Below are 26445 nucleotides of genomic sequence, written 5' to 3' on the forward strand. Positions count from 1 at the left end.
CGGCCCCGCAGGCACACAGCGCCGCCGCAGTCCTGGCCTGTCCGTTTCCCACGCCTCCCCACTTTAGTTACTCGCCGCGCGATGCGCAGAGCGCGCGCGGACTTGAAAGAACACTCATAGAAATCGCCAAGAATCCTCCAAGGGCGGTCCCCCACGGTGAAGTCTGCCCAGTGCGCTTTGGGATCGGTAGCGCCACGGGGCGTTTGCACTTGCCCCACCAACGCTGTGACCCCGCAGCGACCTACCCGGAGGTACATCGCCAATGAGAAGCAAGGTCGTCGTGCTACTGGCCGGCGGGATGCTTGCGGTAGTGCTGCTGACACGCTATTTCGCGCTGAGCCGAGCCGGCGTGCCGTTGGGGTGGATGCTCTACCTCGGCCTGCCCGTCACCGGCGCCGGCGTGCTGTTCGCCCTGCGGCTTATCGAACTGGGCTCGGGGTGGAGCACGAAGAGCGCGACCCTGCAGCACAACGGCGGCGCCCACGCCCACCCGGCCGCGCTCCCGCTCTCCGAGCCGCCGCTTTCCGAGCGCCTCAGGCAGCTGGACGAACTGCACGCCAGAGGCGCGATCTCCGACACCGAGTACAGCGCCCGGCGGCTACACATCATCGCCGACATCTAGGTCGGCCGCGTCAGTGCGCCGGCGCGCCGTCGCCACGCGGATCGCGTAGATCGTGGCGCTGACCCCGAACAGCGCCGCAGTCAGCAGGAGCCAGCGCCCCAGAAAGGGGTCCTGCGTCTGACCGGTGGCAGCCGAATAGGTGGCGCCGCCCTGCTTGATGATGCCCGGAAGGAACACCAGCAGCGTCAGCCCCGCACCCAGCGCGGGCACCCGGATGTAGTTGATCGCCGGCGGCGTTGCGGGCCGGACAACGGTCCGAGAGAGCAGCCCGTCGAAAAACGCATAGATCGGGAACAACACCAGGTCGTGGGCGACGATGGCGGCGGCGAACCACACGATTATCGACTGCCACCACACTTGTGGGTTCCACAGTGCGACCGGTTTGATCATGACCACGACGTAGCCCAAGAGCGCAAACCCGGCGATCAGGGTCAGCAGATGCACCGGGCGAGACCCGTAGAGCTTTGCGAAACCCGCTCGGGCGCTAGACATTTGCGGCCGCCCGGAAGGCTATCGACTCCACCCACTTGGTGTTGTGCACCCCGGGCAGCGCCGGCACGATGATGCGCGCCGGGAAGCCGTGATCCGGGGACAGGTCGGCGCCGTTGACGCGCAATGCCAGCAGCGCGTCGGGGTGCAGCACCTGGTTCCGCTGCAGTGTCGCTCGGCCGAATGCGCCGGAGCGCTCCAGCGATGAGACGAGCGCCGACTCCGGCGTGGGAACGCCGGCGAGCCGGGTCAGGTCCGCCAGCCGCACCCCGGTCCAGGTCTGGGTGGTCGACCAGCCTTCCACGCAGGCGATCGGCAGGACGGCGGTGTGCTGCGGCATGGCCAGCAGCGCCACGCGGTCCAGCACCACGCGGCGGGGACCGCCGGTCAGGGTGAGCCGCCAGCGCTCGCCGGTGTTCTCGGCGGAAATGCCGGCGACTACCGCGGTTCGGTTGATCTCGAAGTCGCTGGGCCCGTCGCCACGGGTGCGCCCACGCGGCAGCAGCAGCGCGGCGGGTCGCGCGAAACCACCCAGCGTCTGGCCCGCGGTGATGACGGCCATGAACAGCGCGCCGCCACCCACCAGCGCGAGCGCCCCGCGGCGGCTCATCGTCGCGGGGTGCGGGTCCGCGGCGACCAGCCCGTCCGGCTCCCACGCCTGGGCTGCAGTGTTCGCACGCCGGGTGCGCAGGACGTCGCGCGGTGCGATCGAGCGCAGGCCCGACCACATGGTCGGGATCTTGATCGCGATATGCACGACGAATCCGGCGATGAACACCCACGCGCCGAAGTAATGCGCGGTGTAGAAGCTGAATCCGAAGATGTAGTCGTACTGGATGTTCAGCACACCCGTCACGATCTCGAACAGGACGCCCCCGACCAGCATCAGCAGCGAAACCCGTTCCAGCAGTTGGGCTATCGATCGGGCCGGCGGCCATGCGAACAGCCTCGGTATCACCGACCAGAGCTTGGCGAGCACCACCGGGATCAGGACCAGCCCGAGCCCGACGTGCAGTCCTTGGGTCAGCCGATACAGCCATGACGGGTTGGTGGGCCAATCGAACGTGGGCAGCTTGAGCCAACCGACGTCGCCCGGGATGGCTTGGCCGAACCGGGGTCCGTAGGCGATGTACGAAAGCAGACCGGTGACGATGACGACCGGCAGCGTGACCAGTAGCACCGAACCGAACACGGATGTCAGCCACGGACCCCGCAGCGGGCTGCGCCACCGTTGTGCTTGCCTGACACCCGGCGGCGGGTGCTTGTCCAGCAAGCTCCACAGCCGCGCCGGAAACCCGAAGCCGCCGGAATCGGCCGTCGGCTCGGTCTCTTCGCTGTCGGACCCGCGGATGCCCTGCACCATCGATGATCATCCACGACCGGCCGACGGAAATGGTTCAGATTCGCGGATCAGCGCCGCGCGTCAGTCCTTGCCCCGCGGCGGGGGCTCCACCTCGACGCCCGTGGAAACGTGTTCGGGCCCCGCGGCCGGGTGTTCGGCGGGGACACGCTCACGGAACCGCGTGCCCTCGCTGGGCCGATCGGGATCGGGTCGATGCACGTTGCCGTGGTAGGGGCCCGGCTTCGGCCGTGGCTTTCCGCCCGGGAAGGCCAGGCGGAATATGCTGCGGTGCACCATCCACCACTGCTTCGAGAAACGGCCGGAGTTGTACGGCAACTCGTAGCGCTCGCAGATTTCCTTGACCTGCGGCGCGATTTCCGAGTATCGACTGCTCGGCATGTCCGGGTAGAGGTGGTGCTCGACCTGATAACCGAGATTGCCGCTGATGATGTGGAACAGCGGGCCGCCATCGATGTTCGCGGCGCCCAGCAATTGGCGTACATACCAGCCACCGCGGCTTTCGTTCTCGACTTCGTCCTGCGTGAACGTGTACGTCTGGTCGGGGAAATGGCCGCAGAAGATGATCGCGTGGGCCCACACGTTGCGGATGACGTTGGCCAGCGCGTCGGCGGTCAGGGTGCGCAGGTAGGTGCTTTCGACGCCGGGCGCGACCTTGTCGAGGAAGTTCGCCGCCTTGGCGGCCCTGCCCTTGTTGGACACCCGACGGATCCGCCTGCCGATGCGGGACCGCGCCGGCTGCTCGAGCCGGCCGCGCAACGCCAGCTGGGTCAGGGCGAAGGCCCCGGCGCTGATGGCCGGCCACCCGAGGTAGTCCTTGTAGATCTGCGCGCGGGCCTTCACGCCGATGCCTCTGAGGTCCTTGCGCACCTCCGACCACGGCTTCTCGCGTTTGCGTATCGCGTCGATGTCCATGTCGTGGACGGCAACGCCCCACTCGAACAGCAGCGTCAGCAGCAGGTTGTAGATCGGTTGGCCCAGATAGCGCGGAGCCCACTTCTGGTTGGGGTCGATGCGCATGATCTCGTAGCCGAGATCCTTGTCCTTGCCGAGGATGTTCGTGAAGGTGTGATGGATGTAGTTGTGGGAGTGCTTCCACGACTCGGCGGTCGACGCGGTGTCCCAGTCCCACACCGACGAGTGGATGTCGGGATCGTTCATCCAATCCCATTGGCCGTGCATCACGTTGTGGCCGATCTCCATGTTCTCCAGGATCTTGGCCATGGACAGGCAGGCGGTGCCCAGCAGCCACGCGGTCTTCGAGCGCGATGCCAGCAACAGCACCCGGCCGGCCACGACGATCTGACGTTGTGCCGAGATGACGTTCTTGATGTAGCGCCGGTCGCGGTCGCCGAGATCGGCGAACACGTCGTCGTGGATCGCGTCGAATTCCTTTGCGAGCTTTTCGAGTTCTTGCTCCCCCAGTCGGGACAGCGGGCTCTCCCCGGCCCTCTTCACGGCAGTTGTCACAAGCCGCTCCTTTCGATCAGAGTTCGAGTTCGACGTCGCCCTCGGCGGTGTTGATGCAGATTCGGACGTCCTGTTCGGTCGGTTCGATCACGTCACCCGAGCGCAGGTCGCGCAGCTTGCCTGACTTCAGCGTGCCGACACAGGTGTGGCAGATGCCGATCCGGCAGCCGAATGCGAGGTTGAGGCCGGCCTTCTCGCCCGCCTCGAGAATCGATGTGCCGCCGTCACATTCGACTTTCTTGTCGCTGTCAAGGAAGCAGACCGTGCCCCCCTCGCCGGCGTTGGCGTCGCCGCCAATCTTCGGTTGGAACCGCTCGAAGTGCAGGCGTTCGCGATCCCCGTTTTCTTCCCAGTGCTCGATCAGGGCGTCGAGCATCTCGCCGGGTCCCGAACAGAACGCCTCGCGCTCGCGCCAGTCGGGGCACACCTCATCGAGGTCCTCGGGTGTCAGTCGCCCCTGTTCGGAGGTGAGGCGCAGGTCCAGCCGCATCCCGTCGTGGCGGCCGGCGAGCTCTTCGAGCGCCTCGGCGAACATGACCTGCTCGCGGGTGCGCGCGGAGTGAATGACCAGCACGTCGCCCATCTCGTCGCGGCTATCGAGGCTGCGCAGCATGCTGATGATCGGCGTGATGCCGCTGCCGGCGCTGATGAACAGCATCTTGTCCGGCACGGGCTCGGGCAGGGTGAAGACGCCCTCGATCTCGCCGAGCCGCACCAGATCGCCGGGCTGAATTTTGTGGACGAGATACGGCGACACGGCGCCGCCGTCGACCCTCTTGGGCGTGACGCTGATGAGTCCGTCTTCGGGTGTGGGATCCGACGTCAGCGAGTACGCGCGCCAGTGGTAGACGCCGTCGATGACCACGCCGAGGCGCACATATTGACCGGGCTTGTGGCCCGGCCATTCGTATCCGGGGCGGATCAGAACGCTGGCCGCTTCCGAGCCCTGCTGCTCGATGGCTTCGACCTTCCCGCGCAGCTCCTTGGTGGTCCACAGCGGGTTGATCATCTCGAGGTAGTCGTCCGGCTGCAGCGGGCTGAACAAGCGCCGTACCGCGCGCAGGAACAACCGTCGTCCCCGTGGGACCTGGGGCTGGGCGCCTCGTTCAGCCATGCCGTCAGAGTACACAGTTGTACACTCACTTTAAACGTCCGTTTTGAATTGCCTTGTGGTGCATTGTTCAACAGACACTCAACGGCCATAGAAATTACGCATGGCTGTTCACTACTCGCGATCGGGACCTGGGTGGAGTTGACGCCATGCGTAGGTGAGACGTGCCCGGAGGGCACCCTGCCCAAACATTTGTTCAGAGAATTCTCAGCCGGCCGCTCGCCCGCGCCGCTCCGCGCCGACGCCTATTGTTCGAGGTGTGCTGATCGGCTTCCTCCTCGCGTTGGGTTGCTCGGTTTGTTACGGCACCGCGTCGGTGCTGCAGGCGGCGGCGACGCGATCGGTGGAAGCGGGCAGCGGCTCGGGCGTGGATACCGTGCTGTTGATGCGCGCCGCCCGGCAGTGGCGGTACCTCGTCGGCGTCGGCCTGGACGGCGTCGGCTTCCTCCTTCAAGTGGCGGCGCTGCGCCTGGTGCCGATCTACGTGGTCGCCGCGGCGTTGGCCGCCTCGATCGCCGTCACCGGCATCGCATCCGCCTGGCTGCTGTCGGCGCGGCTGTCTCCGTCCGAATGGACCGCGGTGGGTGTGGTCTGCGCGAGCCTGGTGATCCTCGCGCTCGCGGCCGGGCCCGGGCACTTCCGGCACGCCCCGGCCGGTCTCGGGTGGGCTCTGCTGGGCGTGGTGGCCGCGATATTCATCGCCGGTGCGGTGACGGGCCGACTCCCCGACCGGCCGCGCGCGCTGGCGCTGGGGCTGGCGGCGGGGACGGGCTTCGGGGTCATCGAGGTCGGCGTGCGGTTGATCGAGGTGATCGATCCGACCAAACGCGCCTTCTACACCAATCCGGCGCTGTACGCGGCGGCCGCCGGCGGGGCCGCGGGTTTCCTGCTGCTGACCTCCGCCCTGCACCGTGGGTCCGTGACCACGGCCGTCGCCGGGATGGTCGTCGGTGAAACCATCGCGCCCGCGTTCGTCGGAGTGGTGTGGCTGGGCGACAGCGCACGCGACGGGCTTGGCTGGCTGGTCATCGCGGGCTTTGTGGTGGCGGTGTCGGCGACACTCGTGCTGGCGCGGTTCGGGGAAGCGCCGCAGGAGGTTGCCGAATCGGCTCAGGCCGACGAAGCCGTCAGCTGACGGTAGGCCGTCCCGCGGGCCGGCCGGGTCCACAACACGCCACCCTCGGCGCTGACGCCGGCGGCCGTCAGCGCGCGCTTGAGGATCTTGTTGGTCGCCGTCGTCGGCAGCTCGGCATTGATGCGCACATACCGCGGCCAGGCCTTGGGCGACAGGTCCGGTTGCGCGGCGAGGAAGCTCGCGAAGTCGTCGGGCCCCAGCCGCGCCCCGTCTCGCAATACCAGGGCGGCCATCACCTGGTCGCCGACCCGCTCGTCGGGCACCGCGTAGACCGCGACCTGGCTCACCTCCGGCAGGCGTTCCAGGATCCGCTCGATCGGCCCCGCCGCCAGGTTCTCGCCGTCCACCCGCATCCAATCCGCGGTGCGGCCGGCCAGGTAGATCCAGCCGTCGGAGTCGCGGTAGGCCAGATCGCCCGACCAGTACATGCCGTGCCGCATCCGCTGCGCGGTGGCGGCCGGATCGTTGTAGTAGCCGACGAACGGGCCCGCGCCCTGGGTGTTCACGAGCTCGCCGACCGCGTCGTCGAAGTTCGTCAGCGCCCCGTGTTCGTCGAATTCCGCGACGGCGCACTCGGTGAGCGTCGACGGGTTGTAGATGCCGACTCCCGCGTATGGTTTGCCGATCGATCCGGGCGGGGTGCCGTCCTCGCGGACGACGATCACCGCGAACTCGCTGGAACCGAAGCTGTCCACCACGCGGCAACCGAAACGCCTTGCGAATTCGGCGATGTCGCGGTCGGTCGCCTCGTTGCCGAAAGCCACCCGCAGCGTGTTGTCGGCGTCGTCCGGCCGCTCGGGAGTGGACAGGATCAATGCGAGGGGCTTGCCGACGTAGTTGAGGTACGTCACGCGGTGGCGGCGCACGTCGTCGAGGAAGCGTGACGGCGAGAACCGGGCCGGGACCATGGTGGCGCCGGCACCGATCGCGACCGCCCATCCGGCGGCAATGCCGTTGGAGTGAAAGAGCGGCATCGACAGGTAGCAGACATCGTCGGCGGTGACGTCGTACTGGAAGATCAGGCTGGCACCGCACATGACCGCCATCGCGTGGGCGAGCCGGACGACCTTCGGATCACCACTGGTCCCCGAGGTGAAGATCATCATCAGCGTGTCCCCGCCGGTGACCTCGCGGTGCGGAACCAGGGGCGGCGCGGCGGCCACCAGTTCGGCGTAGCGCCGACCCGTCACGTCCAGCACCTGAATCCCGTTGAGGTCCAGGTGATCCAACAGTTCGCGGTGTTCCGGGTCGACGAGTAGCAGCTGGCAGTCGGACCGCCGGATGTCGGCCAGCAGCCCGGCCCCGCGCCGCGTGGTGTTGATCCCGCACAGCACGTAGCCGCCCAGCGCGGCGGCGGCCATGGCGCGCAGCATCGCCGGGGAGTTGGGCAGCAGGGCCCCGACGTGCAGCGGACGCGCCGGGTCGGCGATCCCGATCAGCGCGGCGGCCTCCGCCTCCGCCTCGGCGAGGTGTTCGCGCCACGTCCAGGTGCGCTCGCCGGAGGCGAGGGCCGGGGCGTCGTCGTCGCGGCGTTGCCGCAGCAGCTGCTGAACCGTCTCGATCATCGGGTGGTCAGCACCAGCCCGGCGTAGTGGCGACGCGCCACATCGTCGCAGTGGTGACGATAGGTGCCGAACCCACCGGCGTACGGCATGAAAATCCGTTTCTTGCCTTCGATATTGGCGCCCAAGTACCACGACGAGGCCGCTTTGGGGAAGAGTGTCCGCTCGGCCGCCTGCGCGACGTGGTCGGTCCAGGCCTCGGCGGCGTCGCGGCGCGGCTCCACCTCCGTCACCCCGAGGCGGCGGGTGGTCAACACCAGCCCGATGACCCAGTCGACCTGCACCTCGGCGTGCAGCACCATGTTGGCGAGCACCGACGGGCTGCCGGGTCCGCTGATGGTGAACAGGTTCGGCAGGCCGGGCACCATCAGCCCGAGGAAGGTCAGGGGGCCGTCGGCCCAGACGTCGCGCAGTCGCACTCCCCCGGGCCCCACCGGGTCGATGCGGGTCAGCGCGCCGGTCAGCGCGTCGAAGCCGGTGGCGAAGATCAGCACGTCGCAGGGATAGGTCGCCGCGCTGGTTCGCACGCCGCCGGCGGTGACCGCCTCGATCGGCTCGCGGCGCAGGTTCACCAGCGACACGTTGTCGCGGTTGAACGCGGCGTAATAACCGCCGTCGGTGCAGATTCGCTTCGTCCCTATCGGGTGGTCGACGGGTATGAGGTCGGTGGCCACGACCGGATCCGCGACGATTTCGCGGATCCGCTCTTCGGCGAACTCCCGGGCGATGTGGTTGGCGGCGAGGTCGGAGTTCTGATCGGGGAACGTCTTCGCGAACAGCACCCCACCCTCGCGCCAGCGCCGCCAGAGTGCCTCGGCGCGTTCCTGCGGTTCGGTGTCGACCGCGTTCTTGTGGTACGTGCCGTGCGGGGTGCCCGCGGCCGCGTAGGCCGAGGCGCGGCGGCGCTCGGGATACTGCTCCCGGATCTGTTGCTGCTCCTCCGGAGTCCAGGGGCGGTTGGGCATCGGGATGCTGTAGTTCGCGGACCGCTGGAATACCACCAGCCGATCCGCCTGCGCGGCGACGATCGGAACCGCTTGGATGCCAGACGATCCCGTGCCGATCAGGCCCACGCGCTTGCCGCGGAAGTCGGGATCTTCGCGCGGCCACGCGGCGGTGAAGTACACCTCGCCCGCGAAATCGTCTACGCCGGGAATGTCAGGGCGGTTGACCGCCGACAGGCAGCCCGTCGCGCAGATCAGGAACTGCGCGGCGTAGGCCTGACCATCGCGCGCACGGACCCGCCATTGGCCTTGCTCGAACGCGGCGCCGTCGACGTCGACGCCGAATCGGTAGTGGCGGCGCAGATCGAACCGGTCGGCGACGTGGCGCAGGTAGGCCAGGATCTCCGGCTGGGCGGCGAAGCGTTCGGTCCACGTCCAGCTCTGCTGCAGTTCCTCGTCGAATGAGTAGGAATAGTCGACACTTTCGACGTCGCACCGGGCGCCCGGGTACCGGTTCCAGTACCACGTGCCGCCCACGTCGGGCGCCGCCTCGAGGCCGAGCACCGACAGGCCCGCCGCCGCCGCCCGGTGCACGGCGTAGAGCCCGGCGAACCCCGCGCCGATGACGATCACGTCGGCTTGCGTCATGCCGACTCGCAGAGGGTGGGCTGCAGTAACTCCCGCAGGTCGGAACAGATCAGGTCACGCGCCGAGGCCGCCGGTGGAAACGACGGAATGGTCAGGAAGCCGTGGAACAGGTCCGGAAAGTCGCGGTGCACCACGCGCACGCCCGCCTCGCGCAACCGGCGCGCATAGCCGCAACCCTCGCTGTGCAACGGATCGAGGCCGGCGGTGACGATCACCGCGGGCGGCAGGTCGGCGTGCGACCCCGCGCGCGCCGGTGCCACCAGGTGGGCCTGCTCCGGAAGCGTTTGGGCGCCGAGATATTGCCGCCAATACCACTGCATGGCAGCGCTGGTGAGGAAGTGGCCGGTGGCGCAGCGTTGATAGCTTTCGGTGTCAAAAGACGGATCGATGGCCGGATAGATCAGGAGCTGCGCGGCCGGCCCGGCGACGGCACGTTCACGGCACAGGATGGCGGTGACCGCGGCGAGGTTGCCGCCGGCGCTGTCGCCGGCGATGGCGGTCCGCGCCGGGTCGATGCCGAGTTCGGACGCGTGGCCGACAACCCAGGAGAACGCCGCAAAGGCGTCCATGGCGGCCGCGGGGGCCGGGTGTTCGGGCGCGAGACGGTAGCCGACCGATACGACGACGGCCTGGGTGCCGCGGGCCAGGGCGCGGCAGAAGCCATCGTGGGAGTCGATGTCGCACAACACGAATCCGCCACCGTGGCAGAACACGACCGCGGCGCGGTCGTCCTGCGGCTCGCCGTGCGGGTAATAGACCCGCGCGGGGATGGTGCCGCCGGGCCCCGGGATCGACCGGTCTTCGGTGCGGTGGACGTCGTCGATGTTGTCGACGGGCTGGCGCCGCTGGGCGACGGCGGCGCGGGCCTGCGCGGCGGTCATGGCCTCGACGCGCGGGAATCCCGCGTCCAACTCGCGCAGCATCGCCTGGACGCCGTCAAACGGATCGTCCATGTACACCTCCCGAACTCCTCGTTGAGTCGGTCACGCCGGCCGGTACTTCAATTGGGTGATTCCGTCTTCGGGCAGATCGTAGAATACCGGCTCGACCCGCATGCCGATTCCGACGTCGCCAGGGTCGACGTCCACCAGCTCGGTGCTAAATTTCGGTCCCGCGTCCCACTGCACGACGGCCGGCAGCTGCGGTAGCGAGCCGGCCCAGGGCGGGCCGGTGGGCCTGCGGGCGATCGTGAACGTGTACAGCGTTCCCGCGCCGTCGATTTCGCGCCATTCCAGATCGTCGGCCAATGTTCCCGGTGCAAGGGTGCGCGGGTAGAACACGTAGCGCCCCAGCGAGGGTGAGTACTGCACCAGGATGCGGTGCTGGGCCAGGGCGTCCCAGAAGGGCCGCGACACCGGCGTCGGCTCGGGAACCGGGATGCTCACCGCTAGTCCCCCCGCATCAGCAGCGCGACCTGCTCGCTCATGATGCCGCCGTTGCCGGTGACGAAAGCAATGTGGCAGTCGCGCACCTGCGCATCGCCGGCCCGGCCCATCACCTGCCGGGCACCGTCGACGACGTGGTGCATGCCGCCGGCCATGCCGGCCTGGCCGAAGGACAGTTGGCCGCCGGCGGTGTTGAGTGGAAAGTCACCGCGGTAGGTCAGGTCGTGGCCGGCGATCCAGGACATCCCCTCGCCCTTCCCGCAGAACCCGGCGTCCTCGAGGCTCATCAGCACGGTGATGGTGTAGCAGTCGTAGATCGACGCCATGTCCACCTCGGACCGGTTCAGGCCGGCCATCGCGAACGCCCGGTCGGCGGCGCGGGCGATCGGGGTGCGCAGCAAGTCCTCGGCGTACGTCGGGGTCTTGAAGGCGATGTGTTCGCCAAAGCCCTTGATCCACACCGGGCGGTGGCGGCCGCGCCGGGCGATGTCGGCGTTGGCGATCAGCACGCCCGCTCCCCCGTGCACCCGCATCACGGTCTCCAGCATGTGGATGGGGTCGGCGATCATCGGGCTGGCGAGAACGTCGTCGACCGTGATCGGGGTCCCGTGGAAGACCGCGCCCGGATGGGCGCACGCGTTGGTGCGCTGGTCGACGGCGATCTTGGCCACCGCGGCAGGGTCGTAGCCGAACTCGGCCGCATAGCGCTGCGCGATCTGCGCGTAGGGTGCGTTCTGGCCGACGTTGCCATATGGGATCTCGAATTCCGCTTGCGGCGACCCATAGTTGTTCGACGACGCCCCATACCAATTGGCGGCCGGCGGTGGCCGCTTCTCGGACTGCGGCTGCGAAGCCGATCCCGGAACCACGGCGAGGGCCGCGTCGCAGATGCCGAGCTCCACGGCGGCCGCGGCCCGCCAGATCATGCCCGCCGCCGTGGCGCCGCCCAGGTCGACGCGCTCACCGAAATCGAGTGGCAGGCCGAGGTATTCGCACAGGGTGGCAGGTGCGAACATCGCCGACTCGGCGATGCCGTGGGTCAGCAGGCCGTTGACGCACGCGGCATCGACGCCGGCGTCCTCGATCACCATCTTGGCCAGCAGCGCGTACTGGTCGAGGGTGAACAGCGGCGGGCGGGTGGGACGCCGCTGCGCCGGCAACTCGGCGATGCCGACGATCGCGGCCTCACCCCGCAGGCCGGTCACCGATCGGCTCCCCGAGGCGTTCGGCGGCGGGGTAGTTCGATCGTCGCCGTGCCGGGCATCAGCACCGTCGCCTCGCGGCGGCCGGCGATGTCGAGGTCCACCAGCCCGGCGCCCCGGTCGGAGAGGCGTTTGCCGGTGACCGTGCCGCCGAAGCTCAACGGCTGGCCGGGGTGGGCGACCGCGCGGTTCTGGACGGAGAAGGACACCAGCCGGCCACGGGCGCCGATCCAGTCCCCGATGGCCCGGCCGAGCAGCGCGGCCTGCAGCGGGCCGTGCACCAGCACGTCGTCGTAGCCCTCGACCGTGCGCGCCCAGTCCTTGTCGTAATGGATGCGGTGGCCGTTGTAGGTGGCGGCGCTGAAAAAGAACAACTGCGTCTCGTCGACGGTGACGGTGAGGTCGGGCATCGCGTCACCCACCTCGACGTCCTCATAAAAGACTTGGTCGGCCATGACGCTCCTAGGGACGGGCGATCATCGAAGTCGATGCTTCGGCGAGCAGCTCTCGGTGCTGGTTGCGGTACACCGTGCGCCAGGTGACCAACACGAATCTGCCGGAGCGGCCCTGCTTTTCGACGATGGACTCGACGCTGCGCACCATTTCGATGTCGTCGCGGTGATAGGCCGGCAGGTGGAAGGTGAAACTCTCGCCGCCGGCCATCCGCTTCGGCGCGCGCGGGAACGCGAGGCTGCCCGAGATCGCGCCGGAGGAACCGTCGGGCCGCAGTGCCTCGAGGTGCGTAACACCGAGCACCGCGTACTGCAGGTAAAGCGGAGGGCAGATGATGTCACGAAAGCCGCTGGCCCTGGCGTAGTCCGGGTCGAACCACAACGGGTTGTGGTCACCGATCGCCGCCGCCCAGCGTTGCCAGTCGCGCCGGTTCATTTCGCCTGTCGCCGTGGCGGCGACGGTGCCGACGCGCGACGCGGATTCGGCATCGATCAAGCTGTCATGTTCATTCGAGCTCATCCAGGCTCCTCCGAGTCCAGCGTCTCCTCCAGCCACGATGCGGCTACGTCCGCCCCGCCACCCCACGTCGAGCCCAGCCGTGCCCGCTCCGTCCACAAATGCAGGTCGGTTTCGGTGACATACCCCATGCCGCCGTGCAATTGGTGGGCATTTAGCGTGACCAGCCTGGCCGCGCCGGCCGCGTGCATCCGCGCGATGGCGGTTTCCCGGGTCGCCGTGCGGCCGCGTGCGATCCAGAAGACCGCCGCGTGGGCGGCCAGCCGCGCCGCCGCCACGGCGATGTGCATGTCGGCGACCAGGTGCTGGGCGGCCTGGAACGACGCGATGGGCCGGCCGAATTGGTGACGCAGCGTGGTGTAGTCGACGGTGCGGTCGAGGACCGCCTGCCCGACTCCCACCAGGTCCAGCGATCCCAATGCCACCGCCGAATTGGCCACTCGGCGCAATTGCAAGGCGGAGACGTCACCGAGCAGCGCGTCGGCGGGGACCACAACGTCGTCGAAGCGCACGGTGAACGCCCGGTTCCCGCCGGCCATCGCGAGCGGTTCCGTGGCCACCCCGGTTGCCTTGGTCTCGACGACGAAAGCGAACGTATGTTCTTGCGCCGCAGCCGAAATCACGATGATGTCGGCGACGTCGGCGTCGGCGACGTAGTCCGCGATACCGTTCAGCCGCCATTGCCCCGACACCGGGTCGGCGCGGAGTGCCGCCGACACCACGGCGGCGTCGCGTGCGCTGCACAGCGCCGTGGTGCCGCGAACGGTGCCGCGGGCCAGCGGCGGCAGCCAGGTGCCCTTGGCATTCGGGGAGCCGAGCTGGTCGACCGCGAGCGCGGCTTGAATGCTGCTGTGAATCGTCGTCGGGCATAGCGCGCGCCCCGCCTCGGTGTAGAAGACGGCGAGATCGTCGAGCGAGCCGCCGGAGCCACCGTATTCCTCGGCGATGGCCAGCCCTAGGATGCCCGCGTCGGTCAGCGCCTTCCACAGCGCCGGGGTGCGACGGTCCGCGTCCGGTTCGTTCAGCGCGCGCACCAACGGCACGGGGCTCTCGGCCGCCAACAGTGCGCGCAACGCCGAGGCGAACTCGCGCCGCTCAGCGGTGGGTATCGCTTTCATGCGTCAGCGCCCATAGCTGGGCATCTTGTGCCCGCGCTGGGCGATGATGTCGCGGAGCACCTCATTGGTGCCGCCGCCGAAACGCATCAGGGGCGCAGCCCGATAGAGCCGCTCGAACTTGCCGCCCAGCGGCGCCTCTTGGCTGCGGTGCGCCAACAAACCGTCCGGGCCGAGCAGGTCGAGCGCGAGCACCGCGATGCGCTGGCGCAGTTCACTGGTGAAGATTTTCTCGACGCTGACCTCCAGAGAAGGGATGACGCCGCTGTCGAGGATCGACGCGGCCTCATAGCCCATCAGGGTGGCCACCGCCACGTCGGCTTCCGCCTGCGCGAGCCGGTGCCGCAGCGACGGGGTGTCGGCGGGCACCGTGCCGTCGCGGCGCGGCGTTCGCGCCAGCTCGCGCAGCTCATCGACGGCGCGGCGTAGGTCGCCGGCGTTGGTCAGCGCGCCGCGTTCCAGGTCCAGCGCGCCGGTGATGTACGTCCAGCCGCGGTTGACCTCGCCCACCAGGTTGGTGACCGGCACCCGGACGTCGCGGAAGTGCACCTCGTTGGTGCGATACCCCGACCACGCGTAGAGGGGGCGGATCGTCACGCCGGGACTGTCGATCGGCACGATGATGACCGAAATGCCCCGATGCCGAACGCCGTTGGGGTCGGTACGCACGCAAAGCCACTCGTGGGTGGCGCGCTGTGCGCCGCTGTTCCAGGTCTTGGTGCCGTTGATCACCCATTCGTCGCCGTCGCGGACAGCACTGGTGCGCAGACTGGCCAGGTCGGTGCCGGCGTCGGGTTCGGAATAGCCCACGGCGCAGATCATTTCGCCCTTGGCGATCAGCGGCAGCCATTCGGATTTGTTCCGTTCGGTGCCGTGCCGCATGATCATCGGCGCCACGGACGTGACCGTCAGGTCGGGCCCGGGGACGCCCCAGTACTCGAACTCGCTCATGAGCAGATGCAGGTGCATGGCACCCAGGCCCAGTCCGCCGTACTCGGGTGGCCAATTCAGCCCGAACCAGCCCTTCTCCCCGATCCTGCGACGGAACCGGGCGACCTCGCCGTCGGGAAACTCCAGATCGTGCTCGACGAGTTCGGCCCGCAGCTCCGCGGTGACGTTGTCGTGGAGGAACTCGCGGATCTCGGTGAGCCAGGCGCGCTGCCCGGCATCGAGTTCGAAATCCATTCGGGCGCCTCTGCCTTTCTGCAGCCTTTCTGAAAGGCTTATCACCAAGCAGCGCCAGCGTATCGCCACGGTGAGATCACGCCAGGGATTTCGTCGTGACGTCACCCTCGGCGCGGGGCGCGATCTGATCGCTCCGACTGTAAAGACGCTGTCAAACTCCCGTTAATTCGCGTCGGCGCTCTCGCAGATGCGCGGTCGGGCTGCCAAGCTTTTTACATCGGCCGGTCGATGCTGACCAGGCACTCTGCCCAGCCGCAGCCTGAGGGAGAAGTCATGCCCACTCTTGAGACCCGCCTCCGCGAAGACATGCACAACTATGCCGTCGAGTTGCGCCAGCTGGCGTACACCCTGCCGCTGGGCGTTGGCGAGCATGCGCTCCTGGAATTGTCCGACCGCATGCGGACGGCCGCGGAGCAGGTAATCCGCAAGGGGGCCTGACCCGGCGCGAGCTCAGCCGCCCTTGAGCCGGATCTTCCAGCGGACGAAGCTCAGGTAGAACACGCTGATAACCACCAGCATGGCGATGTCGAACCACCATGCGCCCGGCGTGTGATGCCAGTGGGCATCCTTCGGGCTGAGCGGACCGGGCACCAATTTGGTCAGGTCGGCGGTGGAGGCCGACGCCGCGAACCCCCAGCGCGCCGGCGTCGCCCAGGACATCTGGTCCAGTCCGAGCCGCCCGGTTACCGGGATCATGCCGCCGGAGAACACCAGCTGCGACATGACCGCCACCACCAGGAGCGGCATGATCTGTTCGTTCGACTTGGCGATGGCCGACAGCGCCAGCCCAAGCATCGCCGAGGCCACGCACGTCAACGCGACGTCGACGAACAGCTCGAGACCCGGCCGGCCCAGCGCCACCGCCCCCTGAGACGGACCGCCCTTGCCGAGCAGCACGATGATGGTCACGATCGCCGATTGGATGACCGCGAAAATCGTGTAGACGCAGACCTTCGCCATCAGGTAGGCACTGGTCGACAGGCCGACCGCCTGTTCGCGCAGGAAGATCGGGCGTTCACCGATCAGGTCGCGGATGGTCAGCGCGGTCCCCATGAACACCGCGCCCACGTTGAGCAACACCAGGATCTGCCCGGGCTCGTTGGGTGCGGCGCCCATGGGATTGGGGATGCCGAACCCGACGTCGCCGGGCACGGACATAGACAGCGAACCCATGATGAACGGCAGCACCGCCAGGAAGACGAAGTAGCCGCGGTCGGAGAAGATCAACCGGACCTGCCGCCTGGCGATCGTGGAGAACTGCCGGAACAGGCTCGTGTGCGACGGGTCGCCCAGGTCGGCGGGCTGCTGCGCCGGGGGTGGTGGCGGCGGCGGGCCCGTGCGCGCCAGGTACCGCGCCTTCGCCCCATCCGGGTCGCCCGCGACCGAGCTGAAGATGTCGGCCCAGTTGGTCGTGCCCATGGCCGGCCCGATCTGGCCAGGCGGCCCGCAGAATGCGGTCTTGCCTCCGGGCGCCAGCAGTAGGACCTGATCGCAGACGTCCAGGTACGTCAGCGAGTGGGTGACCACGAGCACGACACGTCCGGCGTCCGCCAGCTGCCGCAGCATCGTCATCACCTGGCGGTCCAGCGCCGGGTCCAGCCCCGAGGTCGGCTCGTCCAGGATCAGCAGCGACGGCCCGGTCAGCAGCTCGAGGGCGACCGAGGCGCGCTTGCGCTGGCCGCCGGAGAGCTTGTCGACCCGGGTGTGCAGGTGCTGGGTCATCTCGAGTTCCTCGAGGACCCGGGCCACCACCTGAGCCCGGTCGTCCTTCGTGGTGTCCGGGGGCAGCCGCAGCTCGGCGGCGTACATCAACGCCTGCTGCACCGTCAGCTGTCCGTGCACCACGTCGTCCTGGGGGACCATGCCGATCCTGCTGCGCAGCGAGGCGTACTCGGCGTGCACGTTGTGGCCCTCGAACGCGACCGTGCCCCTGGTCGGGTGCGTGTATCCCGCGACCAACCGGGCGAACGTCGACTTGCCCGCACCCGAGGGGCCGATGACGGCCGTCAGCGTTCCGGGCTGCGCTCCCAGCGAGATGTCGTCCAGCAGCGTCTTGTTGTTCTCGATCGTCCAGGTCACCCCGCGCACGTCCAGGCCGCCCGTGGGGGTGGCGGTCGCGCTCTCGTCGCGGCGGGCCAACGTGCCGCCGGCGAAGACGAGGTCGATGTTGCCGATCGTGACGACGTCGCCGTCGTGCAGCACCGCCGAGTCGACCCGGGCGCCGTTGACGAAGGTGCCGTTGATGCTGCGGTTGTCGTGGATCTCGGTGCCGTGTGGCGTCGGAATCAGGGTGGCGTGGTGGCGGGACGCCAGCACTTCGGGAATGACGATGTCGTTGTCGTTGGCCCGGCCGATTTTGATCGCGCCAGGCGCGGACTCCGCCGCGGCTTTGCCGGGCCGCAGGATCTTCAGCATCGATGTCGCGAGGTTCGACGCATCAGCGCCGACGCGGCCGGTCTCCAGCCCCGTCGGGGGCTGGGCGTGGGTCGGGGGAACATTCACCGGCGACGAGCGGTAGATGTGCGGTGCCTGTTGTGGTCCGCTGGGCGGTGCCGCGGGATGGCCACCGGTCGGGTATCGGGGCTGGGGGGCCGACGGGTAGCTCGGCATCGATCCGCTCGGCGGGTGGACGGGCTGCGGTCCGCTGGGCTGCCGGAAAGCGGCCGACGGTGACTGCTGGGGCTGGCCGGGCCAGTGCGCGCCGGGCGGCTGGGTCTGGGGCACCTGAGGGTTCGCCATGCTGGCCGGGTTGACGATCGGTATCGACGTCGTCAGCGGGGGGCGCCCGGCCGAGCCCTGGTGGCGGCCGACCTCGAAGGTAAGCGCCGGGCCGTCCGGATTGCCGATGTTGACGCGCGTGCCGTCCTGGATGTCGACCATGGGCACGCGATGATGGTTGACGAACAGCCCGTTCAGGCTGCCGTTGTCGACGGCGATCCATCGGCCCTGGTCGAATCGGACGATGAGGTGGGTGCGGGAGATCAGGGGATGCGCCACGCGTACGTCGGCCCGCAGGTCACGCCCGATCGCAACATCATTGCCTGCGGCGAACGTGCGCTCGGATCCCTCGTACCGCACGGTCAACACGGGCGGGGCTGGTCGGCTCATCAGGACCAACTGTATCGGCAGCCGCAAGAATCGGGACGCCGAATTTCGGCCGGACCTCGCCACCAGCTAGGACGCGACGCGTTGGGCCCCGGGTTTGCCGTATGGGTGGGGAACCCGCCGTGCATGGGAGGAGCGTTCGTCGCCGACGTCTCCCTGCGCGCCACCGCCGACGATCCGCCCGCCGCCGGCCCCGCGAGTGCCGGGTCACTCGAGACGCCCCGCCCGACTGGCAGGAGCAGTCTGATGGACCACGAATCCGAGGATGTCGACCAGTAGGTGACCCGGCTCGTCATTATCGAATCAGCTTGGGCTGCAGGCACTTCCGGGAGTTCTGCTACCCCGCGGCTGCGGTGGCTTGCAAACTATAGCGCCACGACTCGCGCGCTGCGGTGACGTCCTTGATGAAATCCCCGATGTAGCGAATGGCCCGTCGGCCCTCGGGCAGGATGTCCGCCGCCAGCGGGAAGTCGTGGATCTGTCCGTCCCATAGGTGCAGATCGCACGGGATTCCGCTGGCTTCCAAGCGCTTTGCCATGAATTCGGCATCCGGAAGCAGCAACTCGTCGGAGCTGGCATGGATGGTCACCGGCGGCAACGACGAGAGATCGGCGTCGACGGGTGAGGCGACGGTGGAGTCGCCGCGCCCCTCCAAAAGCTGTGCCCTGCTGAGGTATTGGGCGAACATCGACAAAGCCCCACGGGTGAACATCGAGCATTTGCGCGCGTTGCGGTGCTTCAGCTTTCGTGCCGGGTCGGCGTCGGTGAACGGTGAGATCGCCGCAATCCCCGCGGGCCTCATCAGCTCACTGCTGATGGCCAGCAGCGTGGTCATGAACGCGAGATATCCGCCGGCGGAATCGCCGGCCACTACTACCTGGTCGCCGTCGAAGCCGCGATCCTGCAGCCAGCGTAGGCCGCTCAGCCCATCGTCGATCGCGTCGGTTATCTGATGCGTGGGCAGCTTTCGGTATCCGACCGTGAGCACGGCGGCGTCCGCGGCTTTCGAAAGACGCGTCACCACCGAGCGATGGGTGTTCAGCCCGCAGGTCAGGAAGGCACCGCCGTGCAGATAGAGGATGGCCCGATCGGTCGACGCGCCGGGGGCGCAAACCCACTCGGCGGCACAGTTTTCCAGCTGCACCGGTTCGATATCCGCCGGAATGCCGAGGCGCGGCGCCAATCCCGCGAGCCCGTCGACGTATTCGAATGGCCAGTGCAGGTTCGGGCTGAATGCCCACGCGCGCACGGTGTTCTTCACAATCAGGCGGCTGGCCAACGAGACCGCGACCGATTGCGGGCTGTGGCGATGGTGGATTCGCCGCTTCATTGCGAGACTTGGCAATACGCGACGCGGATCGGTGGTGCTAACCATGCAATCCCTCCTAAGTGGGCAGGGAATACCCCGCAACGGCTGGGAAAAACTGCGAGTTAAGGTCGCATGAATGTTGGCTACATCACGGTTTATCGGCGCGGGCGGATGGGTACAAGGGAACTTTCCGCGGCTTGCCGCGCCTTGGCCTTGGCCGATTTCCGGCCGATATCCGCCCACTACGCCAAGATATGAGCGATGAGCGACGAAACGCGCGCTGAGCCGCTGCTCGGCGGCCGGGTGGCGGTGGTGACGGGCGGTGGCGGCGGCATCGGCGCGGCCACCGCCCGGGTCTTCGCTCAGCACGGCGCACACGTGGTCATCGTCGATATCGACGGCGGACTTGCCGCGGGCACCGTCGATGACATCGCGGCCTCGGGTGGATCGGCCGTGGCGGTGGTTACCGACGTCCGTGATGCGGATGCGGTGGACGACCTGGCGCGATCGGTGTTGGACCGCTACGGCCGGGTGGACGTTCTGGTCAACAACGTGGGCCACTGGCTGCGCCATCCGGGAGATTTCGTCGACACCGACACCCAGTTCTGGGACGAGCTGTACCGGATCAACCTGCACCACGTCTTCCTGGTCACCCACGCGTTCCTGCCGGAGATGGTGGCCCGGCGGGCCGGCGCGATCGTCAACGTCTCCTCCGTCGAGGGCCTGCGCGGCTACCCGGAGGACCCGGTCTATGCCGCATTCAAGGCCGCCGTCATCCAGTTCACCCGCAGCCTTGCGGTGCAGGTGGGCGTGCATGGGGTGCGAGTCAACGCGATCGCCCCCGACGTCACCGAATCCCTCCAGGTGCCCTACTCGCAGTGGCTGTCGGCCGACGAGCAGACCCAGTGGCCGCAGTGGGTGCCGCTCGGCCGGATGGGCGTGCCCGAGGATCAGGCCCACGTCATCCTGTTTCTGGCTTCCGACTTGTCGGCCTTCGTCACCGGCCACACCATCCCGACCGACGGCGGTACCGGCGCGGCGGGCGGTTGGTTCCGCTCGTCGCGCCGGCCCGACCGCGAGTGGACGAATCGCCCCATCGCGCCCTGATCACGCGGACAGCCCTCAGGCCAGGCCCAACGCGGCGTTCTCCGCGCGGATGCGCACCCTGAGCACGAGCGCGTTCGCGATGGTGAACACGGTCGCCGTCAGCCACGCCGAGTGAACCAGCGGCAACGCCGCCACCTCCGCCGCGACCGCCGTGTAATTGGGGTGGCGCACCCACCGATACAGCCCGTCGCTAACCAGCGGAGCATCCGGGATCACGATTAGCCTTGGGTTCCAACGTCTGCCGAGGATGCTCACGCAGCGCCACCGCACGATCGTGCTGAGCACCACGACCGCGAGCATGGGCCAGCCCAGCCACGGAATGAACGGCCGGTGAAGCGCCCAGGTTTCCACGACGCACGAAACCAGCAGCAGAGCATGCATGCTGACCATCGCCGGGTAATGGTCGCGGCCGAACTCCTTGCCCCCGTGCGCGAATGACCATTTGGTGTTTCGCTGCGCGACCGCCAGCTCGACCAGGCGTTCGCCGCCGATCGCCAGAATCAACAGGTAGTAGTACACGGCCTCGCCCCTCACCACTGCAGCAGCAGCAGCTCGAAGCTGAAGCCCGGACCCATCGCCAGCATGACCCCGAAGCTCCCTTCGGCCGGCGGCTCCGCCACCGTTCGGCGCAGCACGTCGAGCACGGATGCCGAAGAGATATTGCCGTTGTCGCGCATGGAGTTCCGGCTGTGGATCAACGCCTCCGCCGGTAGTCCGAGTGCGTCCTCAATCGAGTCGAGGACTTTGGGTCCGCCGGGGTGACACACCCACGTCGAGACGTCCGGCAGGGACAGGCCGTGGTCGGCCAGGAATCCGTCAACCTCTTTGCGCAGATGGGCGTCGGCCATCTTCGGCACGTCGCGCGACATCACGAGTTGAAAACCGCTGGAACCGACGTTCCAGCCCATGACGTCGACGGTCTCGGGCACGACGCAGCTGCGGGTCCCGAGGATTCGGGGCGCCCGACGATCCCTGCGGCCCTGAGGGATTCGATCGGCGCCCGTGGCTACCACCGCGGCGGCGCCGTCACCGAACAGCGACACACCGATGAGGGCGGGAACCGAGGTGTCGTCGCGCTGCAGCGTGAGGGAACACAACTCGACCGACAGGAGCACGGCCACATCCCCGGGGTAGCCATGCAGGTAGTCGTGCACGCGCGCCATCCCGGCGGCGCCGGCGACACAGCCCAGACCGAACAACGGGACACGTTTGATATTGGGCCGCAATCCGATTCGGGCCATCAGCCGTGCGTCGATGGTGGGCACCGCGATCCCGGTGCTGGATACCATCACGATGGTGTCCACCTCGTGTGGTTCTATGCCCGCGTCGGCCAGCGCCGACCGTATCGCCCGCTCGCCGAGGTCGACGGCGACCTCGAGATAGGCGTCGTTCGCTTCGGTGAAGCCGCTCAACCGCGGGTAACGCGACAGCGGCAGCGCGAGGCTGCGCTGGTCCACCCCCGTCGTCTGCGCGAAGCGCAGAAACCGCGGGTCGGTGAATTCGGTTAGCTCGCGGGCGACTTCGTCCTGGTTGTAGCGGTGCGAGGTGAAGGCCACCGCGGCGCCGACGATGTGCGGCGCGCCGCTGCCACGCTGGACGGCCCGCGATGTGGATGTGAGATGCGATGTTGCAGTCATGCCTAAGCCGACGACGGGTTCCGCTCAACGGTTCATCGGAGGGTCATCCTGGTGAGATGAACCACAGTCCTGCGCTAAGCGTTAACCAAGCGAGGGGGTATGCCGGGGGCAGCGGGCCAACGCGATCAGATTGTTTGCGCGGACCGGAATCGGGCTTGATCGTCGATGATCGTCACCGGGATGCCGTTGAGCGCGCCGTTGCCGGACGGCTCGTCGATAAACGTCGGCAGGGAGAGCACATTCGTGTTTGCGCCCGGCGAGCTGTTGGCCACCGCCATGCGGGTGCCCGGCTTGCCATGCCCCCAGCCGTGCGGCATCGACACAACGCCGGTTTTGATCGCGTCGGTGACCTCGGCCGGCACTTTGATTTCCCCGGCGTCCGATTTCACGGTGACGACATCGCCGTCCTCGATGCCGCAGCGGGCCGCGTCGTCGGGGTGAATCAGCAACGTGCACCGGTCCTTTCCCTTCATCAGCGCCGGCACGTTGTGCAGCCAGGTGTTGTTCGAGCGCAGGTGTCGGCGGCTCACCAGAACGAGCGGCTCGGCCGGTCGTTCCATCCGGGCGGCCAGCCTGGGCAGGTCGTCGAGCAGGTATTGCGGGGCGAGCCGGATCTTCTTGTCGGGGGTGCCGAGGATGTCCGGCAGCTGCGGGGCCATCGGGCCGAAGTCGATGCCGTTCGGGTTGGCCTTCAATAGGTCCAGCGTCAGCCCGCCCGGGTTTTTCCCGTACTGATCCCCGAAGGGCCCGGTTCGCAGCGTGAGGTCAAGCATGCGCTCGGGACCGCCCTGATCGTAGAGCTTGCGGATCTGAGCGCCGTCGACGCGGCGGGTGAAGGCCAGGTAATCGAAGAAGCCGTCGTCGATCGCCGTGACGTCGACATCTTCGGCCGGCGTGCCGGTGCACAGGCCGGTCAGCCGGATCAGGATCTCCCATTCGTGCGGGCGGTCCCCCGGATCGAACACCGGCGCCGAGTAATTCGCGATGCTGTGGATCGCAAAGAGCAGGATCAGGTCATCGTGGTGGGGTTGTTCGAGCGGGGATAGGCCGGGCAGGATCACATCGGCGTGCCGCGTCGTCTCGTTGAGCCAAAGATCAACGGAGATCATCGCTTCCAGCATCGGCAGGACTTCGTCGAGCTTGTCGCCGCCGGGAGTGGACAACACCGGGTTGCCGGCGACCGTGATGAGGGCCTTGAGCTGTCCCTCGCCCGGGGTGGCGATCTCTTCGGCCATGCAGGACACCGGCGCCTGGCCGAGCACTTCCTTCGCCCCGCGCACGCGGGTGCGCCAGCGGCCGAATTCCGGGAGGCCACCTTCCAGGCCGGGCAGCGGTTGCGTGGTGATCGACCAGGCCGCCGGCTTGGGGAACATCGCTCCCCCGGGAACGTCGAAATGGCCGGTCAAGATGTTGATGACGTCGACCAGCCAGCTGGCGAGGCTGCCAAACTCCTGATTGCACAGACCGATTCGGCCGTACACCACCGACTTTTCGGTGCCGGCGAGCTCGCGGGCCAAGAGCCGGATGCGGTCCTCGTCGATGCCGGTGACGGCGCTGACCCGTTCCGGCGGCCACTCCGCGGCGACCCGGCGCATCGTGTCAACCCCGTCGACGTGTGGTCCGGGATCGATCAGGCCCTCGTCAAACAGCGTGTGCGCCACGGCCAGCAGCAGCGCGGCATCCGTCCCGGGCACGATGGGAAGCCACTCGTCGGCGCGCGCCGCGGTCTGCGTGCGCACCGGGTCGATCACGATCACCTTGCCGCGCTGGCGGATCCGGTCGATCAGACCCATCACATCGGGCGCCGCCAGCAAGGACCCCTGCGACGCGGCGGGGTTGGCGCCCATGATCACCATCAGGTCGGTGCGTTCGATGTCGGGCACCGGGAAGTTCCACCAAAGGCCGTACATCAGGTGCGACGACAGGTTTTTGGGCCACTGGTCGACCGTCCCCGGTGAATACGTGATCGGCATGCCGGACATGCCCATCAGCACACCCGCGTACCGGGCCAGTGAAAACGAGTGCGCCAGCGGGTTACCGGTGTAGGCGGTGACCGCCCCGATTCCATACTTCTCGATCACCGGCGTCAGCAATTCGGTGCAGCGACGGAAGGCCGCGTCCCAGCTGACCTCCTGCCACTGGCCGTCTACCTTGATCATGGGCCGGCGGATGCGGTCCGGGTCGTCGTGGAGCGCCGCAAGTGAGACGCCCTTGGGGCAGATGTGTCCGCGGCTCCACACGTCGTCGCGGTTTCCCCGGATGCTGGTGACCCTGCCGCCGTCGACCTGAATCTCCAAGCCGCACATGGCTTCACACAGGGGGCAGGTGCGCAGATGCCTGCCGTCTTGGCCCGTCGTCACCCACTCACTGTATTCCGCTACTCACCGTCGCGGAAGTGGCAATCCGGGTCAGGACGCCCAGGGGCCGATGCCGCCGGCCTTTTCGATGCGAATCCGGGTCAGGAATCCGGCCGGCGCGCCGTCCGGCGGGAATTTCGTGTTCGGGTCCCCGAGGATCGGGTTGAGCTCCTCGAGAAGCTCGGGAGCGCCGCCCTCGACGATTCGCGCCGTGCCGGTGATGGAGAGGTACGGCCGCATCCCCGTGCTCGGCTCGTCGAGCGACACGACGGTGACGGCCACCCGCGGGTCGTTACGGACATTGCGAACCTTCTTGTGGGCGGCGAGGTGCGCGGTGACGAGTTCGTCTCCGTCGGGCGTCGACTGCAGAGCGACCCAGACCAGGCTGACCTGGGGGCTGCCGTCGGGGTTGAGGGTGACCAGGGTGGCATCGGCGCCCTTGCCGATCAGGTCGCGGGCGGCGTCGTTCAGCTTCATGCCTGATGTGACTGCCGGGGGCCGGGATTCATTCCCGTGTCCGGAATAAGCATGGACGGATGGCGGGTTGATGGTGGGCAGGGCGGCTTTTGAAACACATTTGAGTTCGACCAGTCGGCTGTACAAGCGCGACGCCCCGGCCCTAGCTTCGACGCAGTAGATCTTCGGGAAGGGAGCTGGCGCGTTGAGCGAACCACGGCACCCGTCGGGCATCGATTATCTGCGAGATGAAGTCCTCAGCCGACTGGACGCGCAACCGTTCGAGGACTGGTCCCCCGCCCTGCTGCGCGCCCTGATCGCCGTCTTCGATCTGAACGGCGTGACGCCGGCCGCCCCACGAGGCTTCCGGCCTCACATCGTGCGGTGACTTCGCAGAGCCGCTACCACAGGCTCACCAGTTGATCGACCGAATCCTTGGGTAGCTCCCCGTCCACCACCGCGGTGACCGTCGCGTTGTTCAGCGTGACGGAGCCTTTGTGGTTGTCCAGGAACGCCGTGTCGGCGGCATCACGACCGGTGGCGATCCGCACCATCGACTGCCGCGGCGACAGGCACGTCGCGTCGACCACACGCCAGACGCCGTCGACGAATGCCTCGGCCACCGCGTGGAAATCCATCGGCTGGCATCCCGGCGCGTAGACCGCCACCAGCCGGGCGGGGACGTTCAAAGCGCGCAGCAATGCGATCACCAGGTGGGCGTAGTCGCGGCACACACCGGCGCCCGCCAGCAACGTGTCGGTGGCGCCGTCGATCGGATCACTGGAGCCGGGAACGTAATTCAGCCGCGTGCCCACCCACGACGAGACCCTCTCGAGCAGCCTCTCCGAGGTCGCATACTGCTGGAACTCCGTGGCGGCGAAGCCGAAGAATTTGTCGGCCTCCGCGTACCGGCTCGGGCGCAGATAAGTGATCAAGTCGATGTCGCGCACGGGCGGGGGCTCAGCTTGTCCGGCCACCGTTGCCGAGTACGAAAGCGTGACGATCCCGGCTTCCGCCTCGATGGAATGGATCCGGGTGCCGTGCTCACCGACGATCTCACGCGGCTCAATTGGCTTACCGTCCAAGGTGATCGCCAGCGATTCGCTGACGTCGACACCCGGCTGCTGGGCAACGGTGACCTGGAATTCCAGGGTCGTCGGCGCCGTCACCTCGACTTCGATGTCGGTGCCGACGACACGTTTGAGATCGCCTGTTGTAATGACTGCCCCCTGCTTGCTCGCCACCTGCCTACGCTAGTCATCCAACACAAAGACCCG

26 protein-coding genes are annotated in these 26445 nt (G+C 67.9%); 6 read left to right on the plus strand and 20 right to left on the minus strand.

Going from position 1 to position 26445, the window contains the following annotated elements; all coding sequences use genetic code 11:
- The first annotated feature begins 262 nt into the window (after positions 1-262).
- On the plus strand, positions 263-622 hold the full coding sequence (locus tag A5750_RS07410; RefSeq protein ID WP_066953765.1) for an SHOCT domain-containing protein: 360 nt from the start codon (positions 263-265) through the stop codon (positions 620-622).
- Here the strand turns inward: A5750_RS07410 and A5750_RS07415 are convergent.
- Genes A5750_RS07415 through A5750_RS07430 form a run of 4 tightly spaced genes read right to left on the minus strand, consistent with a single transcriptional unit; the run spans position 599 to position 5055 of the window.
- Positions 599-1114: a hypothetical protein gene (locus tag A5750_RS07415; protein WP_066953762.1), complete on the minus strand. Its 516-nt coding sequence runs from the start codon at positions 1112-1114 to the stop codon at positions 599-601. The genes A5750_RS07410 and A5750_RS07415 overlap by 24 nt on opposite strands.
- The gene (locus A5750_RS07420) at positions 1107-2474 is read right to left on the minus strand and encodes a molybdopterin-dependent oxidoreductase (protein ID WP_082959060.1); all 1368 of its coding nucleotides are present in this window, start codon (positions 2472-2474) and stop codon (positions 1107-1109) included. Before A5750_RS07420 ends, A5750_RS07415 begins: the two co-directional genes overlap by 8 nt.
- A gap of 60 nt (positions 2475-2534) precedes the next feature.
- Positions 2535-3929 carry a fatty acid desaturase gene (locus A5750_RS07425; RefSeq protein WP_369828656.1) on the minus strand — a complete coding sequence of 465 codons (1395 nt, stop codon included), beginning with the start codon at positions 3927-3929 and terminating at the stop codon, positions 2535-2537.
- A 28-nt stretch (positions 3930-3957) separates the two neighbouring features.
- Positions 3958-5055 carry a ferredoxin reductase gene (locus tag A5750_RS07430; protein WP_066953756.1) on the minus strand — a complete coding sequence of 366 codons (1098 nt, stop codon included), beginning with the start codon at positions 5053-5055 and terminating at the stop codon, positions 3958-3960.
- A gap of 256 nt (positions 5056-5311) precedes the next feature.
- Between A5750_RS07430 and A5750_RS07435 the strand changes: the two genes are divergently transcribed.
- Positions 5312-6187: a DMT family transporter gene (locus tag A5750_RS07435; RefSeq protein ID WP_231989152.1), complete on the plus strand. Its 876-nt coding sequence runs from the start codon at positions 5312-5314 to the stop codon at positions 6185-6187.
- On the opposite strand, the gene fadD1 is transcribed toward A5750_RS07435, so the two are convergent.
- Genes fadD1 through A5750_RS07480 form a run of 9 tightly spaced genes read right to left on the minus strand, consistent with a single transcriptional unit; the run spans position 6163 to position 15197 of the window.
- Positions 6163-7752, minus strand: a complete 1590-nt coding sequence (gene fadD1, locus A5750_RS07440; RefSeq protein WP_066953753.1) for a fatty-acid--CoA ligase FadD1 — start codon at positions 7750-7752, stop codon at positions 6163-6165. The two genes, A5750_RS07435 and fadD1, sit on opposite strands and share 25 nt — an antisense overlap.
- A complete protein-coding gene (locus A5750_RS07445; RefSeq protein ID WP_067261848.1) occupies positions 7749-9341 on the minus strand; it encodes an NAD(P)/FAD-dependent oxidoreductase in 1593 nt (530 codons plus the stop codon). Before A5750_RS07445 ends, fadD1 begins: the two co-directional genes overlap by 4 nt.
- The gene (locus A5750_RS07450) at positions 9338-10294 is read right to left on the minus strand and encodes an alpha/beta hydrolase (protein WP_066953963.1); all 957 of its coding nucleotides are present in this window, start codon (positions 10292-10294) and stop codon (positions 9338-9340) included. Before A5750_RS07450 ends, A5750_RS07445 begins: the two co-directional genes overlap by 4 nt.
- A gap of 30 nt (positions 10295-10324) precedes the next feature.
- The gene (locus tag A5750_RS07455) at positions 10325-10726 is read right to left on the minus strand and encodes a Zn-ribbon domain-containing OB-fold protein (protein WP_067261850.1); all 402 of its coding nucleotides are present in this window, start codon (positions 10724-10726) and stop codon (positions 10325-10327) included.
- Between the two features lie 2 nt (positions 10727-10728).
- Positions 10729-11931 carry a thiolase family protein gene (locus A5750_RS07460; RefSeq protein ID WP_067261851.1) on the minus strand — a complete coding sequence of 401 codons (1203 nt, stop codon included), beginning with the start codon at positions 11929-11931 and terminating at the stop codon, positions 10729-10731.
- Positions 11928-12383, minus strand: coding sequence for a MaoC/PaaZ C-terminal domain-containing protein (locus A5750_RS07465; protein WP_066953741.1), 456 nt, complete (start codon positions 12381-12383; stop codon positions 11928-11930). The genes A5750_RS07460 and A5750_RS07465 overlap by 4 nt, the downstream gene beginning before the upstream one ends.
- Positions 12384-12390: 7 nt before the next feature.
- Positions 12391-12900, minus strand: coding sequence for a MaoC family dehydratase N-terminal domain-containing protein (locus A5750_RS07470; protein WP_066953738.1), 510 nt, complete (start codon positions 12898-12900; stop codon positions 12391-12393).
- The gene (locus A5750_RS07475) at positions 12897-14015 is read right to left on the minus strand and encodes an acyl-CoA dehydrogenase family protein (RefSeq protein WP_066953735.1); all 1119 of its coding nucleotides are present in this window, start codon (positions 14013-14015) and stop codon (positions 12897-12899) included. Before A5750_RS07475 ends, A5750_RS07470 begins: the two co-directional genes overlap by 4 nt.
- Before the next feature lie 3 nt (positions 14016-14018).
- A complete protein-coding gene (locus A5750_RS07480) occupies positions 14019-15197 on the minus strand; it encodes an acyl-CoA dehydrogenase family protein (RefSeq protein ID WP_066953732.1) in 1179 nt (392 codons plus the stop codon).
- A 273-nt stretch (positions 15198-15470) separates the two neighbouring features.
- On the opposite strand from A5750_RS07480, the gene A5750_RS26055 reads away from it, so the two are divergent.
- Positions 15471-15635 carry a hypothetical protein gene (locus tag A5750_RS26055; protein ID WP_197505379.1) on the plus strand — a complete coding sequence of 55 codons (165 nt, stop codon included), beginning with the start codon at positions 15471-15473 and terminating at the stop codon, positions 15633-15635.
- A 12-nt stretch (positions 15636-15647) separates the two neighbouring features.
- On the opposite strand, the gene A5750_RS07490 is transcribed toward A5750_RS26055, so the two are convergent.
- Positions 15648-18305: an FHA domain-containing protein gene (locus A5750_RS07490; RefSeq protein WP_197505380.1), complete on the minus strand. Its 2658-nt coding sequence runs from the start codon at positions 18303-18305 to the stop codon at positions 15648-15650.
- Between the two features lie 123 nt (positions 18306-18428).
- On the opposite strand from A5750_RS07490, the gene A5750_RS25765 reads away from it, so the two are divergent.
- On the plus strand, positions 18429-18581 hold the full coding sequence (locus tag A5750_RS25765; RefSeq protein ID WP_156659552.1) for a hypothetical protein: 153 nt from the start codon (positions 18429-18431) through the stop codon (positions 18579-18581).
- 58 nt (positions 18582-18639) lie between these two features.
- Here the strand turns inward: A5750_RS25765 and A5750_RS07495 are convergent, their stop codons facing one another.
- A complete protein-coding gene (locus A5750_RS07495) occupies positions 18640-19677 on the minus strand; it encodes an alpha/beta hydrolase (RefSeq protein ID WP_066953727.1) in 1038 nt (345 codons plus the stop codon).
- Between the two features lie 195 nt (positions 19678-19872).
- Here A5750_RS07495 and A5750_RS07500 point away from each other — a divergent pair, with 195 nt between their 5' ends.
- Entirely contained in the window at positions 19873-20718 is an 846-nt protein-coding gene (locus A5750_RS07500; protein ID WP_066953724.1) for an SDR family NAD(P)-dependent oxidoreductase, read from the plus strand.
- 15 nt (positions 20719-20733) lie between these two features.
- Here the strand turns inward: A5750_RS07500 and A5750_RS07505 are convergent, their stop codons facing one another.
- The 4 genes from A5750_RS07505 to A5750_RS07520 all read right to left on the minus strand — a co-directional run bounded on the left by A5750_RS07505 (position 20734) and on the right by A5750_RS07520 (position 25189).
- Complete coding sequence (locus tag A5750_RS07505) at positions 20734-21255, minus strand: isoprenylcysteine carboxyl methyltransferase family protein (protein WP_231989153.1); 522 nt, start codon at positions 21253-21255, stop codon at positions 20734-20736.
- Complete coding sequence (locus A5750_RS07510) at positions 21249-22355, minus strand: type III polyketide synthase (RefSeq protein ID WP_082959061.1); 1107 nt, start codon at positions 22353-22355, stop codon at positions 21249-21251. The genes A5750_RS07505 and A5750_RS07510 overlap by 7 nt, the downstream gene beginning before the upstream one ends.
- A 125-nt stretch (positions 22356-22480) precedes the next feature.
- On the minus strand, positions 22481-24715 hold the full coding sequence (locus A5750_RS07515) for a molybdopterin-dependent oxidoreductase (RefSeq protein ID WP_082959062.1): 2235 nt from the start codon (positions 24713-24715) through the stop codon (positions 22481-22483).
- 48 nt (positions 24716-24763) lie between these two features.
- Positions 24764-25189: a PPOX class F420-dependent oxidoreductase gene (locus A5750_RS07520; RefSeq protein ID WP_066953720.1), complete on the minus strand. Its 426-nt coding sequence runs from the start codon at positions 25187-25189 to the stop codon at positions 24764-24766.
- Positions 25190-25373: 184 nt separating this feature from the next.
- Here A5750_RS07520 and A5750_RS07525 point away from each other — a divergent pair, with 184 nt between their 5' ends.
- Positions 25374-25556, plus strand: a complete 183-nt coding sequence (locus tag A5750_RS07525; protein ID WP_066953717.1) for a hypothetical protein — start codon at positions 25374-25376, stop codon at positions 25554-25556.
- Positions 25557-25569: 13 nt separating this feature from the next.
- Here A5750_RS07525 and A5750_RS07530 read toward each other — a convergent pair whose 3' ends face one another.
- Complete coding sequence (locus A5750_RS07530) at positions 25570-26412, minus strand: transglutaminase family protein (protein WP_066953716.1); 843 nt, start codon at positions 26410-26412, stop codon at positions 25570-25572.
- Between the last annotated feature and the right edge of the window lie 33 nt (positions 26413-26445).

This window comes from Mycobacterium sp. 852002-51613_SCH5001154 (assembly GCF_001667425.1).
Lineage (GTDB): Bacteria > Actinomycetota > Actinomycetes > Mycobacteriales > Mycobacteriaceae > Mycobacterium.